Annotated in this window: 17 protein-coding genes; 8 read left to right on the plus strand and 9 right to left on the minus strand. The window is 41.3% G+C overall.

Annotation, left to right across the window (positions count from 1 at the left end; translation table 11 throughout):
- The 8 genes from VB714_RS12125 to VB714_RS12160 form a co-directional block, all read right to left on the minus strand.
- Positions 1-312: hypothetical protein (locus tag VB714_RS12125; RefSeq protein ID WP_323224460.1), on the minus strand; the 312-nt coding region annotated here is incomplete at its 3' end.
- Between the two features lie 61 nt (positions 313-373).
- Positions 374-1,822 (minus strand): hypothetical protein, encoded by a 1,449-nt coding sequence (locus VB714_RS12130; protein ID WP_323224462.1) that lies wholly within the window; start codon positions 1,820-1,822, stop codon positions 374-376.
- 56 nt (positions 1,823-1,878) lie between these two features.
- Positions 1,879-2,802, minus strand: a complete 924-nt coding sequence (locus VB714_RS12135; RefSeq protein ID WP_323224464.1) for a sulfotransferase — start codon at positions 2,800-2,802, stop codon at positions 1,879-1,881.
- 28 nt (positions 2,803-2,830) lie between these two features.
- The gene (locus VB714_RS12140; RefSeq protein WP_323224466.1) at positions 2,831-4,012 is read right to left on the minus strand and encodes a DUF4915 domain-containing protein; all 1,182 of its coding nucleotides are present in this window, start codon (positions 4,010-4,012) and stop codon (positions 2,831-2,833) included.
- On the minus strand, positions 4,009-4,710 hold the full coding sequence (locus tag VB714_RS12145; RefSeq protein ID WP_323224468.1) for a glycosyltransferase family 2 protein: 702 nt from the start codon (positions 4,708-4,710) through the stop codon (positions 4,009-4,011). The genes VB714_RS12140 and VB714_RS12145 overlap by 4 nt, the downstream gene beginning before the upstream one ends.
- A gap of 18 nt (positions 4,711-4,728) precedes the next feature.
- Complete coding sequence (locus VB714_RS12150) at positions 4,729-5,358, minus strand: restriction endonuclease subunit R (protein ID WP_323224469.1); 630 nt, start codon at positions 5,356-5,358, stop codon at positions 4,729-4,731.
- 16 nt (positions 5,359-5,374) lie between these two features.
- A complete protein-coding gene (locus VB714_RS12155; protein ID WP_323224471.1) occupies positions 5,375-5,944 on the minus strand; it encodes a Uma2 family endonuclease in 570 nt (189 codons plus the stop codon).
- Between the two features lie 67 nt (positions 5,945-6,011).
- The gene (locus tag VB714_RS12160; RefSeq protein WP_323224473.1) at positions 6,012-6,935 is read right to left on the minus strand and encodes a transketolase family protein; all 924 of its coding nucleotides are present in this window, start codon (positions 6,933-6,935) and stop codon (positions 6,012-6,014) included.
- Positions 6,936-7,014: 79 nt separating this feature from the next.
- On the opposite strand from VB714_RS12160, the gene VB714_RS12165 reads away from it, so the two are divergent.
- The 8 genes from VB714_RS12165 to VB714_RS12200 all read left to right on the plus strand — a co-directional run bounded on the left by VB714_RS12165 (position 7,015) and on the right by VB714_RS12200 (position 14,065).
- Entirely contained in the window at positions 7,015-7,902 is an 888-nt protein-coding gene (locus VB714_RS12165; RefSeq protein ID WP_323224476.1) for a BadF/BadG/BcrA/BcrD ATPase family protein, read from the plus strand.
- A 456-nt stretch (positions 7,903-8,358) separates the two neighbouring features.
- Positions 8,359-9,099 carry a hypothetical protein gene (locus tag VB714_RS12170; RefSeq protein ID WP_323224478.1) on the plus strand — a complete coding sequence of 247 codons (741 nt, stop codon included), beginning with the start codon at positions 8,359-8,361 and terminating at the stop codon, positions 9,097-9,099.
- A gap of 82 nt (positions 9,100-9,181) precedes the next feature.
- Positions 9,182-9,820, plus strand: coding sequence for a DUF1822 family protein (locus VB714_RS12175; protein ID WP_323224480.1), 639 nt, complete (start codon positions 9,182-9,184; stop codon positions 9,818-9,820).
- Positions 9,821-9,962: 142 nt separating this feature from the next.
- Entirely contained in the window at positions 9,963-11,252 is a 1,290-nt protein-coding gene (locus tag VB714_RS12180) for a dihydrolipoamide acetyltransferase family protein (RefSeq protein ID WP_416309662.1), read from the plus strand.
- A gap of 194 nt (positions 11,253-11,446) precedes the next feature.
- Complete coding sequence (locus tag VB714_RS12185) at positions 11,447-11,578, plus strand: hypothetical protein (protein ID WP_323224484.1); 132 nt, start codon at positions 11,447-11,449, stop codon at positions 11,576-11,578.
- A complete protein-coding gene (locus VB714_RS12190) occupies positions 11,575-11,865 on the plus strand; it encodes a DUF2288 domain-containing protein (RefSeq protein ID WP_323224486.1) in 291 nt (96 codons plus the stop codon). Before VB714_RS12185 ends, VB714_RS12190 begins: the two co-directional genes overlap by 4 nt.
- A 93-nt stretch (positions 11,866-11,958) precedes the next feature.
- On the plus strand, positions 11,959-12,741 hold the full coding sequence (locus tag VB714_RS12195; protein ID WP_323224488.1) for a hypothetical protein: 783 nt from the start codon (positions 11,959-11,961) through the stop codon (positions 12,739-12,741).
- An 88-nt stretch (positions 12,742-12,829) separates the two neighbouring features.
- Positions 12,830-14,065, plus strand: a complete 1,236-nt coding sequence (locus tag VB714_RS12200; RefSeq protein WP_323224491.1) for an LL-diaminopimelate aminotransferase — start codon at positions 12,830-12,832, stop codon at positions 14,063-14,065.
- Positions 14,066-14,101: 36 nt separating this feature from the next.
- On the opposite strand, the gene VB714_RS12205 is transcribed toward VB714_RS12200, so the two are convergent.
- Positions 14,102-14,683, minus strand: coding sequence for a Uma2 family endonuclease (locus VB714_RS12205; RefSeq protein ID WP_416309663.1), 582 nt, complete (start codon positions 14,681-14,683; stop codon positions 14,102-14,104).
- Between the last annotated feature and the right edge of the window lie 125 nt (positions 14,684-14,808).

Raw genomic sequence — 14,808 nt, forward strand, 5'->3', positions numbered from 1 at the left:
AGTATTAGAATCGTCTAATGTTGCATCCCACACCCAATATTGATAATTTCCATTGATAAATTTATAAACAAAAATTCCTTCTTGGTTTTGCACCAAACCATCATCTAAACTTAAATTTCCTTTGGGACTGTGCGATCGATAAAGATAAGTATTGAAAAAACGAGATTGCCAAATTTCAATCTCATATTCACCACACTGAAAAATAAAGAGTAAATCAGCAGTAGAATCAGCAAAACTCGATTTCATAAAAACCGTTGTGAGTCCCATTGATAAAGCAAAAGCCACAGAAATAAATTTTAATGTGTTATTCATGTAATTCCCTCAAATTTAATGATTATGTTGATTCTACCTTGTTTTACTCAATAAGCGATCGCTATTCCGATTCTTTTCTTTCTGAAGTTTGCTGCTGAAAGAAATTCTGCCCCAAACTAAAGGCAGTCCCTAAAAAACTTAACAGTGAATTGGCTGCTGTTTCTTGTCCATCTGTGGTAATAATTGTTGTTTTTTGTTCTTGTGGGGCGGGAAGATTTTCGGCAATTTCTGGTAATTTAGCAATCAGTTGTGCTTGAATATTCGCTTCAGAAAGATCGTTTTCAATATTACGTCGTTGTTGTTCTAAAGCTAATTCTCGTTCTGTTTCGGCAATATTTTCAAGATGGCGCATTTGAGCTATTTCTAATTCGGTAGAGACAGTAGCGCGGGTTTGTTGTGCTTGAATTGCTTCTAATTGCATTTGTTGGCGCACATTTTCAATTTCTGCTGTTAAGCGACGCTGCTCTAATTCTAACTCTTGTAGGGCGAGTTCTAATTGTGCTTCATTGCGAACTCGTGCGGTGGTATTTTCTTCAGTAATCTGTTGACGGGCAGCATTTTCTGCGAGTTGTTGGCGGCGATTTTCTTCGGTATATTCGCGATCGTATTTTGCTCGTTCTTTTGCTGCTTGTAATTGTTCTAATTGACTTTGCACATTTAATTCTGCGGTTTGGCTTGCGAGTCGATCTTGTCGTTCGCGATCGCCAATTTCTCCAGCATTTTCTAGTTCCGCTAAACGCGCCAGTTTATCTCGATCTGCCCGAAAAGGTGCTTGTAAATTTTCCCACAATTGGGTAGAACTAACAATAGCTTCTTTGATTTGAACGGTGACAATTTTTAAACCCAATCCTTGTGAATTTTCGGTTTCATTACTTCCTTCTGCAACGGTTCGCAAGCGATAGGTTAATTCTTCAATAATGGGTTGTTTATCGCTGAGAATTTCATCGATACTTAAGGTGGCAACTTTATCTTTAATCGCGGCTTCTGCTTGTTCTCGTAGTTGTACGTTAACAATTCCCATTGGGTCTTCGGGATCGGAAAAATCTAATTTCCAGTAAGCGGTGTCGATATCTTCAATAATCCATTGAACATAAGCCTGTACTAAAATTCCTTGCCGTTCTAAACAAATACATCGGGCATTAATTAGAATAGTTTGAACGGCAGAAGGAATCACTAAAAAAGCATCGCTTAAAGGATTAAAGCGAAAAGAAATCCCTCTTCCAATATGAACAGGGCGATCGCGTCCCCTGCGGGTGTGAACGACATAAACATTGGGAGGAACAATAACACTTTTCCACCACCAAAAACCAACAATTCGATAATCTACAGCCCTATGTTTATCTTCTCTTGTTATGGGCATTTGTCGAAGGGCTGTACCTGCGGCTACGGCTTTCGGTGCAGAAATGGATGCTTGGGATCGAGGACGACTTTTTTTAAGTTGGCGATCGACCTCTTCCTGTTCTTCAAGAACTTGTTGGAGATAAGTATTTTCAACCTTTTTTTTGTCCATTTTTCTCTTGATTAGAGGGAATGTTCGTTTGTGCAGGGACGATATTTTAACTAATTTTAACCGAGAAAATCGTGATAGTTAAACACCTCCAAATATTGCCGAGTTCGCAAGCGAATTTCTTCTATTTCTTCAGTTGATAATTCTTTCGCTGTGGCTAAATTCGCTTCTGGGGTCGCTTTGCGAATGGTTCCCCAAGGATAAACTTCCTCTAAAGGTTTGCCATTCCAACTCGGTATTTTTAAGGAATCTGCCGGTTCTAATCCCAATTTTTCACAAACTTTTCCCAAGGTATTATAAGGGTCTTGCATAACATCTTCTGCTCGGACGATGTGCAGGCGATCGCGGTACTTTTCTTGATACAATAAAGCATAATATTGATTCAGCGTCCATCCTAACATATAATCAGCCAAAGAATGGGGAACTGGTCGTTTTTTCGTATCGGCATAAGCAGACCAAGGATTGCGAACGACGTGGAGAATATGACCGTTGGGAAAGTCTTCTAAAAGTTTAGGGGCATCGACTACAAAAATCGGACTATATCCCACATAAAACTGCTCTTTTCCTGTGCGATTATAATCTTTCCAGGCATCAAAAGTAGACTTAAAGAAAGCGGCAACATTATTAGCACGCGATCGCCCAGTTTCTTGAATATACTTCTGATAAATTTCGCAGCGTTCATCGTCGTTAAAATCAAACTCTATATGACGAAATTTGCTTACGTGGGGCGTTCTGGCTCTGACTTTTCCTTCTTCATCAATAATGGCTTTATAATCTTGATAAGGAGTTGCATCGAGAGAAAAAACAGGGTAGCGATATTTAACGGGAAAGACAGAACTCATGCGATCGCTAACCAATTTCGTGCCAATTTGTGACTCGAAGGGATAGACAAACATTTGCGGATGTCCATCGAGAAAACGGTGGGTTGTATTACCACCATTTTCGTACATTGCGCCTAACATTAAGAATTTGAAATCTTGCATTTTTTTGGTAATGGGTAATGGGGGGATTTTAATCGGTGATAAAGGAATAAAATAAACGGGTATCGCGATCGCGATCGCAGTCTTCTCCAACCAGGAAAGGAAACCCGGAACTAAACTGACAGTTTACCCAGTCAAGGGCAAAAATTTGATTGCCATAAGGGAAAATTAAACTACCTAAAATGTTTCCCGATCGTACATCGACAGCGTGCAAACTGCAAATACTTTTTTCCACGTCCAAACCAGGGGCATATTGACGAAAGCGAGGAATAACGCGAGATGTTCCCACAAAGGCAATATTCTCATAAAAACATAGTCCTCTGGTCCATCCAGGTAAGGTGAAAATAGGAGCAAATTTACCATCTTCTACAATGCCTAATTCTCCATAGCCACTATTATCTACCCAAAGTTTATTCTTGCATAATCTGGCGGAATGAGGGCGTGTTAAACCCCGTACAATGGGTTCTCTAGTTTTACCTGAAAAGATAACTCCTCGTCCATCAACGGGAAAATCTGGATGTCCTGGACGTAATGCAGAAACTTCTGCACAAGAGGCAGAAAAATAGGAAGTTTCGAGGGTTTCTCCGACAGCGATAGAGTTGAGTTGAATATGATTTTGTCCGAATATAGGTTGTGCATCAATTTCGATACAATAAGGATGCCAAACACGCTGATACGTGCCATTATTTTCGAGTAATGCGATCGCATTCTGTCCGACGGCATTGGCATATAAATTTCCCCCAATCATTGCCAAATCGTGAATGTATAAACATCCTGGATAAAAACGCGATCGCACGGGAATTAGAGGGCGATCGTCTCGTTTTTCTTCGGGTATATCCAACCGAGAAATTGTATCCCTAACGGGCATTAAATCATAGATTTGGTTAGGATTGCGGGTACTGGCAATATGAACAATACCGCGATCGCGATCGACGGTTAAACCGGAAGGATGAGGCATTCTGGTATAAGTAATCCTTGGTTTTCCTGCTTTTACCTGCATTCCCATTAATAAATGCTCATATTCTCGCGTTATTAATAGGGTAATACTGCACCGTTCTAAAACATCCCACCAATCGCCTCTCGCTTCATATTCTAATAGTTTGGGATCGGTTTCATTAGCTTCTTGCCATTGAGAGGTAATTTGCTTATGATCTCGCCATTCTTGATGATGTTGCTGCCAAATTTCGGCTAATTCCCTGGTTTGTTTTTTCATCTTTCTTTCTTCCCTTTTTTCTGTTGCCAAATTTGCCATGCCCCCCAATATAACCTAAGTGCAGACTTTAAATTGGTTGTCGATCGCCCGCTATGACGAGAAGTTGAAAAAATCGGCACTTCTAGGACAGGATAACTTTCTTGACGACAAATAATATTAAATTCTGCGTCAATTAAATCGTCATCGCGAGTTAACTGAAAAAGGCGATCGCACTGTCGGGGAAATATTTTTGGAGTTCCGTTAATATCCCAATAAGAAAGATCGAATAATGTCCGACATTCTAAGTTATAGAATAAAGAACCTAAGCGACGAAACCAGTTATCGCGGATTTTGCGATTGGCTTTAATAATCACTTGAGGATAAACAACTGCATAAAGTAACAATAATGTCAAGTCTTTAGCGCTGGTTCTGGCAGAATTAGTATAACAAATTAAATCCCCTTTAGACGCAGCAATTCCTAATTTTACTGCCAGTCCCCAACCCCCTTCTTTACTATAAACAATGCGAACCGATGGATATTCTTTAGCTAATGCTTGACAAACTTCCAAAGAGCGATCGCGGCAATTATTCACCACTAAAATGAGTTCGTGAGGGTGTTGAATTTTATCCAAGGCTTCTTCATATTCTTGCACGATCGCGCCAATATGATCGGCTTGATTGTAAACAGGAAGAATAATTGAAATTAATATTTTATCCATTAATAATTAGCAGATGAATTAAGCAATCGTTACAATTTGGGTTAATCTCTTTAAAATTCGCAAAACTTCATACAAATCCCCAGCATTTCGGATTCCGAATAATCGAGATGTTGCATATTGCGGTACATTAGTTTTCAATAACTTGACAAATAAAAAGCTCCCTCCCGTTGTTACCATACCATAAGTCTGTTTTTCTGGATGGGGATTTGCCAGCATATAGACCAGTAATTGTGCTAAACCTTCTTCTGTCGAAAAAGCAAATTTTTTCGATTCAATCACCATAACCCAAAAGTTTTCTTTTAGCACTAAACTATCAATGCGTCCTCGCACTAGAACATCTTCATCTTCAATCGCAATATCAATTGATTGTTCCGATTTCACATAAAATGGATCGAGAAAAAAACCACCAATAAAGAGAATTGGATCTAAAATTGCCATTTTCACCACTCCTTCTAATAGAGGTGGGTGTTCCAGTAAATTAAAATATCCCTCCTGTACTTGGTCGAGAAGTTGCTTCTGTAAGTTGGTAATCTCAGGAAGGTTTTCTTGCCATTCTCGGAAGAAATTCTCATCTCTATTAAAATGAATACCAAAATTATCGATCGCATAGCGCATATCGATATTTTGAGTTTGAATAGTTTGTACCATTTTAAATTTCTCCTTTTTAATATTGGGATAAATTCAAACTAAATCCGGGTAGCACATTCTCCCCTGATAAGATTGCAGGAAGATTTTTTATTTCTTGTTCTTTTCCTTGGCAATAAATTTCGACTTGCTGTTGTTGCGGGTTAATTAACCACCCTAATTTTACCCCTGAATCTATATATTCTTGCATCTTCGATCGCAATAGTTCTAAACTATCGGTTGCCGATCTTAATTCAATAACAAAATCGGGGGCAATAGGAGGAAATTTGCGTCTTTGTTCGGGAGTGAGTGCTTCCCAACGTTCTTTCTCAACCCACGCAGCATCAGGAGAACGATCTGAACCATTGGGTAATTTGAATATTGTTGAGGAACTAAAAGTGTAACCGAGATTGGTTTGACGATTCCAGATCACTAAATCGGCAATTAAATTGGACTCTCGATTGCCACTTTCTCCGCCAACTGGTGACATAATAATTAATTCTCCTTTAGCTGTCCGTTCAAAGTTTAGTTCGCGGTTATTTTGACAGATGTGATAAAATTGCTCGTCGGATAGGCGAACGGCTTCCAAGTTTAATGTTAAGGTATTCATCACTAATACTTGAGTTCAATAATACCCTGTATTATATCATCAAGCTATTGATTTACGTTAATTTTATTTATCTTTTCTGAAGTGCTATTTTTGCACTTTGCACGAGATGTTCTACCGATAATCCATGTAAAGATAATAAGTAATCTCGGTTGCCAGATATTCCACCGGGCTGAGTTTTAATACCACAACGACACAAGCGGCAGTTTAATTTTTCTTCTGCAATTACTTCTGCAACAAAAGACCCTAAGCCTCCAGTAACATAGTGTTCTTCAACAGCGATCGCAACTTCAAATCCCGGTAATATCTTCACAAGGTCTTCTACTGGAGAAGGATTAAAACTCGAAACGATCATCACTTGACTGGAAATTCCTTCACCTTGTAAAATCTCCATTGCTTGACTTACTTCTTGAGCAATATTGCCCATCGTAATGAATAAAAAATCCGTCCCTTCTCCAATTATTTGAGTTTGTCCTAAAATAAAATTGCCGTTTAATCCTGCAATTGTATTGACATCATCTTTCCCTAAGCGAAAATAAATAGGTTCCGGTAAATTCCAAGTTTGTAATAAAGCCGATCGCGCTTGTTGATAATCTGCGGGAACAATTGTTGTTATTCCAGGCTGAATTCGCATCACTCCCACATCTTCTAAAGCGTGGTGAGTCGTCCCCGCATGACCATATTCAAAACCGCCGCCAATACCCAAAATTCTCACCGGAAACTGATGTAAAATGGCACCATTACGAATAAACTCATAAGGTCGCAAAACGGCAAATGTGGCGATAGAATAGAGGAAAGGAATAAACCCCGCTTCTGCTAAACCCGTCGCCAACCCCACCATATTTTGTTCCGCGACTCCCACATTAAAAAAGCGATCGGGGAACTTCTCGGCAAAAGGTTCAATAACTGTATAACCGAGATCGCCAGTTAATAAGACAATGCGGCGATCGCTTTCTGCGAGTTCGACAAGGGTGTTAATAAAAGTTTTTCTCATGTTTTTACTATAGCGATTGAAGAATATTATTGAATAGCATTAAAACAGCAAATTTAGCAAATTTTTTCCCGATCGCCTTATGGAAAATGCCAAACTTCCCAATTTTTTTATCGGTGTTGACGGTGGTGCAACAAAAACTATTGTCCGCGTTGAGGACGAAAACGGCAATCTTTTAGGAGAAGGCAAAAGCGGCACCTCTAATATTCGTCTCTCGGTAGAGAATACCTGGACATCGATTCACACTGCCCTCGAACAAGCCCTTCTACCCACGGGAATTATCTTAAATGCCCGCGCAGGCAATTTCTTTTGTTGTGCGGGGTTAGCGGGGACTCAGGTGCCTTCTGCTTGCGAGGAATTTCTTGCCCAACCCCATCCTTTTCGCAAGTTGGTTCTTGAGTCTGATGGCTATATCTCCTGTGTGGGGGCGCATGGGGGCAAAGATGGGGCGGTTATTGCTATTGGGACGGGGGTTGTCGCTTATCAAATTGACGCGGGAAAAGTTTCGCGGGTAAGCGGTTGGGGTTTTCCTCAAGGAGATGAGGGTAGCGGGGCTTGGTTGGGGTTGGAGGCAGTCCGGGCGACCTTACATTGGCAAGATGGACGTAGAGATAATTCTCCCTTAATTGAAGCAGTTTTGGCGCATTTTCAGAATGATTGGACTCAGTTTATTATTTGGGTCAACCAGGCAAAATCCACCCAATTCGCTGAACTTGCCCCTATTGTCGTCAAACAGGCGATCGCCGAAACTCCCCTCGCAGTGGAATTGCTGCAACAGGCTGCAAGGGATATCGATCGCATTGGGGAAGCATTAGCAGCAAAAACGAGTCAACCTCTTCCTTGTGCTTTGTTGGGGGGTTTAGCCCCTTTTATTGAACCGAGATTGGGGGAAAACTTGCGATCGCGCCTGGTTCCCCCACAGTACAATGCGGCAAAAGGGGCGGTTTTGCGTCTTCGTCAGTTGGTTTAAAAGAATTTTCCCGATCGCTTTCCCTTCTTCACAAAATCCTCACAATGTTTTGTTATATCTAAAGGTAATTCAATAACGTCGATCGCACTATATAAGATTGGCAGATAAGAGATGGCCTCCGGAATGCAAATTCTGGGGGCTGTTGGTTTAAAAAAAGAATTTTCTCGATAAGTTTTCTTTCTTTACAAAATCCTCATGATGTTTTGTTATACCTAAGACAATTCAATAACGTCGATCGCACTATATAAGATTGGCAAATAAGAGACGGCCTCCGGAATGCAAATTCTGGGGGCTGTTGGTTTAGAGGAGTTGAACCAGAAATCATCAGAAAGAAATGGGAATGATGCAGCCTTACTCGGTTTTTTACAAAAATTCATATTTTTGTTTTCGTAAAAATTAAGCCATAATGGGTAGAAATGGAGTGAGATATCATTTAGAATTCAAAATCAGGGAAACGTGGTAGAGCGAATTGATGCGAAAAATATTGAGCCAATGCTCAAAAAACTCATAGATATTGCTGCAACCGTCGAACCGAATCTATCCGATCGCCTGAAAGAAATCGATCGATGGGCTGGCCAGGAAAAGGCTGGATTTCTCACAAGTCGCAAGTTTTTAATGGCTTTTCTTGCGGAAATCATCGAAGATGCACAAATATGGTTAACTTTACAAGAGAACGCAATACAATCTTCTGATGAGGAATACAATCGGGAATACCAACAAAAACTGGCTCAGGAAATGACTCCCCCCCTAGCCTATTGGTATTCTAAACTTTTTCCCCTCTGGTTTAGGAGCAGCGATCGCAAATTTTCTCAATGGAAGAATTGTCTCAAATCTGGCAAACACAGTGCCGATGATGCAACAGAGCTTAATTTATTGGTTGAACAAATTCAAGAGCGAGGAGGCAGTGTATTATGTAGGAGGATTATTGATTTTTCCATGTCTACCGATCTGATTGTTAGCGGTCGTCAGTCTAATACGAATTTGTGCGTTCAAATCACAAAAATGGGTGAGTCGGAACAAATGCAAGAAAAAATAAAGTCATGGAAAAAGACATTAAAATTGTGGGATATTAAAAGAGGGCTTTTTGTTAGTCTAAATCCTGCTAATTTCCCAGACTCTATCCAATCTGCCAGCAATTTAATTCTTTTTAATAGCGATCGCATGAAATCAGAAGATTACAAAAGTTTTAGTTTTTAGTTCAATTTAAAACAATTCAATTTAACTCAATTTAACTCAATTTAAAATCATCACTTTAACTTAACAAAGGGCAATCAAAAATATGAATTCAGGAAAACTCGACCTGCTTTTATCTTCTTTACAAAAAGTCAAAAAAATGCAGGCAGACCGTTTAAATTTAGGATCGGATTATATCGATCTCTATATTGATAACGTCGAGGGGGATTGGTTGGAGAATTGGGGGCAACCCGAAAAATCATTGCAAAATTCATCGCAACATTTAACTAATTCGGGAGAAACTAATTTAGGAGAATGGCTGAAAGATAAAGCGATCGCCGAATGGCAAAAAGTTGAAGATATTTTTACTTCATTTCCCCAGCAAAAACTCGCTTTTGTCTCCAGCAATGTTGCCAGCAAAACGAGACAGATCGAACGTTGTAAGCGGATCGATTTAGGAAAAATTGCGAAAGCGCGTACTGTTGTTTTAATCGTCAGCTTACGCCCTCAGAGTGATTCTACAATGGACATTGAGATCGCCTTGCGTCCCCTTCCCCCAGATCCCGAACTCCCTCAAGGGTTGAAATTGTACCTCCTCTCAGACTGTGGAGAAATCATGGAAGCGATCGCCGTTGAACAAAACAGCGAAGTAATTTCTCTGACGTTAGCGGGGAAACAGGGGAAACGCTTCCAACTTCAGGCGATCGGGGAAGGAGTGAATATTACCGAAGACTTTGAGATTTGAGGGTTGTGGCTTTTCATGTCTGCTGTGAGGCGTTTGACCGCAAAAAAGGCGATCGCCTTTCCTGTCAACCTAAAAATCTTGATAATTGGGAATCAATAATTGATAATTAAAGAATTGATAATCAATTATTGATGGTTGTTCCATGATCCACGACATTTTCATGCCCGCGCTTAGTTCCACCATGACCGAAGGGAAAATCGTCTCTTGGGTTAAATCCCCTGGCGATAAGGTCGAAAAAGGGGAAACCGTCGTCGTGGTGGAGTCGGATAAAGCAGATATGGACGTGGAATCGTTCTATAGCGGCTATCTGGCTACCATTTTAGTTGAAGCCGGACAAGAGGCACCCGTCGGCAGTGCGATCGCCTTCATCGCCGAAACTGAGGCCGAAATCGAACAGGCGAAACAAAAAGCCCCTACTTCCCCAAGTTCCGCCCCTGTAGCCCCATCTGCGCCCTCAACTCCCCCTACACCTACAGTTAGCGAAACCCCCAAATCTGCCCCTACAACTGTTGCCAGCAACCGTAATGGTAGAATTGTCGCCTCTCCTCGCGCCCGCAAATTAGCAAAAACCCTCAAGGTTGATTTGGCAACTATCCAAGGAAGCGGACCTTATGGACGCATCACAGCAGAAGATGTAGAAGTCGCAACGGGAACAGCAGCCGAGAGTACAGCCCTAACGACAACTCCTTCAGTCACAATGGTTAGCCAACCTGCCTCACCTTCTCCAAAACCCGTTCATGTTCCGGCTGCGGCGACACCAGGGGAAACCAAGCCCATGAATACGCTACAAAAGGCGGTGGTACGAAATATGCTGGCCAGTGTGGAGGTTCCCGATTTTCACGTGGGCTATACCATTACGACAGATGAGTTAGACAAACTCTACAAGCAAATTAAATCCAAGGGCGTGACAATGACGGCATTGTTAGCAAAAGCTGTAGCGATGGCTTTACAAAAGCATCCTATTGTTAACGCTGCTTACGTGCAAGATGCGATCGCCTATCCCAGTGGAATTAATATTTCTGTTGCTGTTGCAATGCCCGATGGTGGGTTAATTACTCCCGTGTTAAAAGATGCCGATAAGCAGGATATTTATTCTCTTTCTCGGACTTGGAAAGGATTAGTCGATCGCGCCCGATCCAAACAACTACAACCGGATGAATACAATAGCGGCACTTTTACTCTTTCTAATTTAGGAATGTTTGGAGTCGATCGCTTTGATGCCATTCTTCCTCCTGGACAAGGGGCAATTTTGGCGATCGGTGCATCCCGTCCTCAAGTTGTCGCAACCCAGGAAGGATTATTAGGAGTTAAGCGTCAGATGCAGGTGAATTTAACTTGCGATCACCGGGTTATTTATGGGGCTGATGCGGCTGCATTTTTAAAGGATTTGGCAGAGTTAATTGAAACTAATGTTCAATCTTTAACAATGTAGGTTTGATAGTTGATAGTTGATAGTTGATAGTTGATAGTTGGGAAAGGCACAAGAGGGATTGGACTTACGCAGTTAGGGAGCGAGACGCTCCCACTACTGTATTCTCTTACTATGGTAGTGCGGGCATCTTGCCCGCTAGTGCTTCAGTATTAATCTTTCTTAATCTTTTCTCGTTTCCTTTCTCCATCAAAAACATGACTGATTCAAATCCATTGTGGTTAATTGGTGGAATTATCATTTTAGTTCTCTATTTGCTTCTTTCTGGATTAACAGAGATGGGAACGAAATGGCCGTGGCAAGATAAACACAAACAAGAAAATAAATGACAACAGATTTAAAAACTCAATTACAAGAAGAAATCGCTGAGGTCGATTGGAATGCCTTACAGCCTCATGCGCGTCGAGATGCTTTAATTGTGGTCAATCCTTTATTAGATTTAGTTGCAGTGGGGGTTGCGATCGCAGAAGATAACAAGCAAGTAGTCGATCGTTGGATCCGCGAACAGTTAATTTGTAAACCTTCTGTGGACGATTTAAGCAATTGGAACGCGCAACCCGAGAAAATGTTTAAGACATTAATCGTACAGCCTTTTGTTTTAATCTCTGCGGTTTAATTCAATATGACACTTCAGATTTTACCACATCCTTGACCTAAAAATACCAGAAAACGACCGAGAATTGGCACTAATCAAACTTGGTATTTCGTTATGAATGCAAGAGAAGTTGGCAATTTTGCTTGGTTTACTGTCGTTTTAGTTCTTCTGGTTCTGTTCGTTTTTGGTATTTTGCAATGGTTGGGAATTTCCGCAGGTAGTTTTATCGATTGGATTGTCGGTTTAGCCAGTATTTGGTGGTTAATTGCGATCGTGACTATTCCTTGGAATATTCATTTTAGTGCAAAAGAAGTCCTTGTGGATGCCGATCGCTCTCGAAAAAAAGAAATTCCCGTTGATAGCGAAAAATTGAATTATGTTCGACTTGTCATGCAGCGATCGCTATGGGTGGCGATCGGATTGCATATTTTTTCAGCATTGGGTTTATATCTTCTCGCACTAACGGGAGTAAGCCGCATTGGTTATGTGAGTTCTGCGGCGACACTTTCATTTACAGGTTTACGTCCAGCAGTTTCATTTTATCAATATCTCGCCTATCGTTTGCATTCCATCCGTCATGAATTCAAATATCCTCGCGAAGATATTGTTGAAGTTTGGAATCGCTTAAAACAAGTTGAAGCATCTACCAAAGAATTGCGAAAACAACTCAACTTTGAAAACGCTGATTCCATTGTATCTTCTCAACAGCGTCAATTCGAGGCCATTCGTCAAGATTTGACCCATTTGGCAAGTTCTCACGAAGGTTTAAAAGCACAAAACCAAGCAGATCACGATCGCATTGCAAGAGAAGCCAAAAATGCGATCGCGCAATTGAGTGAGGATAGCGAATTTTTGGATCGGGTTCGGGAAATTATCCGCTTTTTCAAACAGGCGTAAATAGCTCAAATAATGATAGAGTATTACAGATTATTACGGATTGCTCCGTAGACGCATTTAAAAGATTCTTTGTCACGATCGAACTGCAATGGTAACTGTTAACGATAATTATCTCAAACTCAAAGCTGGCTATCTCTTCCCGGAAATTGCCCGACGGGTGAAGGCATTTGCCGAAATGAATCCCGATGCACCAATTATTAAACTGGGAATTGGTGATGTCACGGAACCTTTACCCGCAGCTTGTCGCATTGCCATGATAAAAGCGGTAGAAGATATGGGCGATCGCGCCACATTTAAAGGTTACGGACCAGAACAAGGTTATGCTTGGTTGCGGGATAAAATTGCCTCTCACGACTTCCAAGCAAGGGGATGCGATATTGATGGGGCAGAAATTTTCGTCTCCGATGGGGCAAAATGCGACACGGGAAATATTCTCGATATTTTTGGCAAAGATAATGCGATCGCGGTAACAGATCCGGTTTATCCGGTTTATGTCGATACAAATGTTATGGTAGGCCATACGGGAGAGGCCAACGATGCGGGCAAATATGAAGGGTTAATTTACTTGCCGATGACCGCAGAAAATAATTTTACTCCCGATCTTCCGACGGGAAAAGTAGATTTAATTTATCTTTGTTTTCCCAACAATCCTACTGGGGCAACGGCAAGTAAAGCTACTTTGAAAAAGTGGGTAGATTATGCCAAAGCAAATGATGCGATTATTTTCTTTGATGCTGCTTACGAAGCCTTCATTACTGACCCAGAATTCCCCCACTCTATCTATGAAATTGAAGGGGCAAAAGACTGCGCGATCGAGTTTCGTTCTTTCTCGAAAAATGCCGGGTTTACGGGAACTCGTTGTGCTTTTACTGTCGTACCAAAATCCCTCAAAGCTAAGTCCTCGGATGGGTCTGATGTAGAACTGCATCAGTTATGGAATCGCCGCCAATCTACTAAGTTTAATGGTGTTTCCTACATCATACAACGGGGAGCAGAGGCGGTTTATTCGACAGAAGGACAGGCACAAATTAAAGGTTTGATCGGTTTCTATTTGGAAAATGCCGCGATCGTGCGGGAGAAATTGATGGCGATGGGTTTAAAGGTTTATGGGGGGGTTAATGCGCCTTATGTTTGGGTGCAAACGCCGTCTGGAGTCACCAGTTGGGATTTCTTTGATAAGTTATTAAAAGAAGCCAATGTGGTAGGAACTCCCGGTTCTGGTTTTGGCGCTGCGGGGGAAGGTTATTTCCGCATTTCTGCCTTTAATAGTCGGAAAAATATAGAAGTGGCGATGCAGCGTATTGCTGAGAAATTGAAAATGTAGTTTTGAAATCGAGGGTTGAAAAACTGCTGGCGATCGCTAACCTGTAAAAATATCAGACAATTCCAAAACAAAACCCGGTAATACTTCCTCTCCGGATACAGTTGTAGGATTTTCCCTGATTTCTACATCGCGATCGCATCGATAAATCTCAACTCGGCGGTTATTTGGATCGATTAACCAACCTAACAAAGCCCCATTTTCCATGTATTCCTGCATCTTAGCTCGAGTTATTTCTAACTCATCTGTTGGTGACAATAACTCTACCACAAAATCAGGACAAATTGGGGCAAATTTTCTCCTTTCTTCTGGTGTTAAACTCTCCCAACGTTCCCGACGAACCCAAGAAGCATCCGGCGATCGCTTTGCACCATTTGGCAAACAAAACCCCGTCGAAGAATCAAAGGTTTTACCCGATCGCGATCTTTGATTCCACACCCAAAGCTGACCCGAAAGTGTTGAATTTCTGCCTCCTGTTTCGCTTCCCGTTGGTGACATAACGATTAACTCTCCTTTGGCAGTTAGTTCAAAACGCAAATCGGGATTCTGTCCGCAAATTTGGGCAAATTGTTCGTCATTTAATTCTAAAGTCGGACGAACTCGTACTGTTAAAGCTGTCATCATCAGAAAAATTGGGTAGAAACCCCGTCCTTATAGGACGGCTTTATATTAGTTTCGCTACCGCCTTGGAGTTGTTCAATTAGGGTGCTTTTGTATTGCACTTTTAACAGGACAATTACTGTATC

This window comes from Spirulina sp. 06S082 (assembly GCF_034932145.1).
Lineage (GTDB): Bacteria > Cyanobacteriota > Cyanobacteriia > Cyanobacteriales > Spirulinaceae > CCY15215.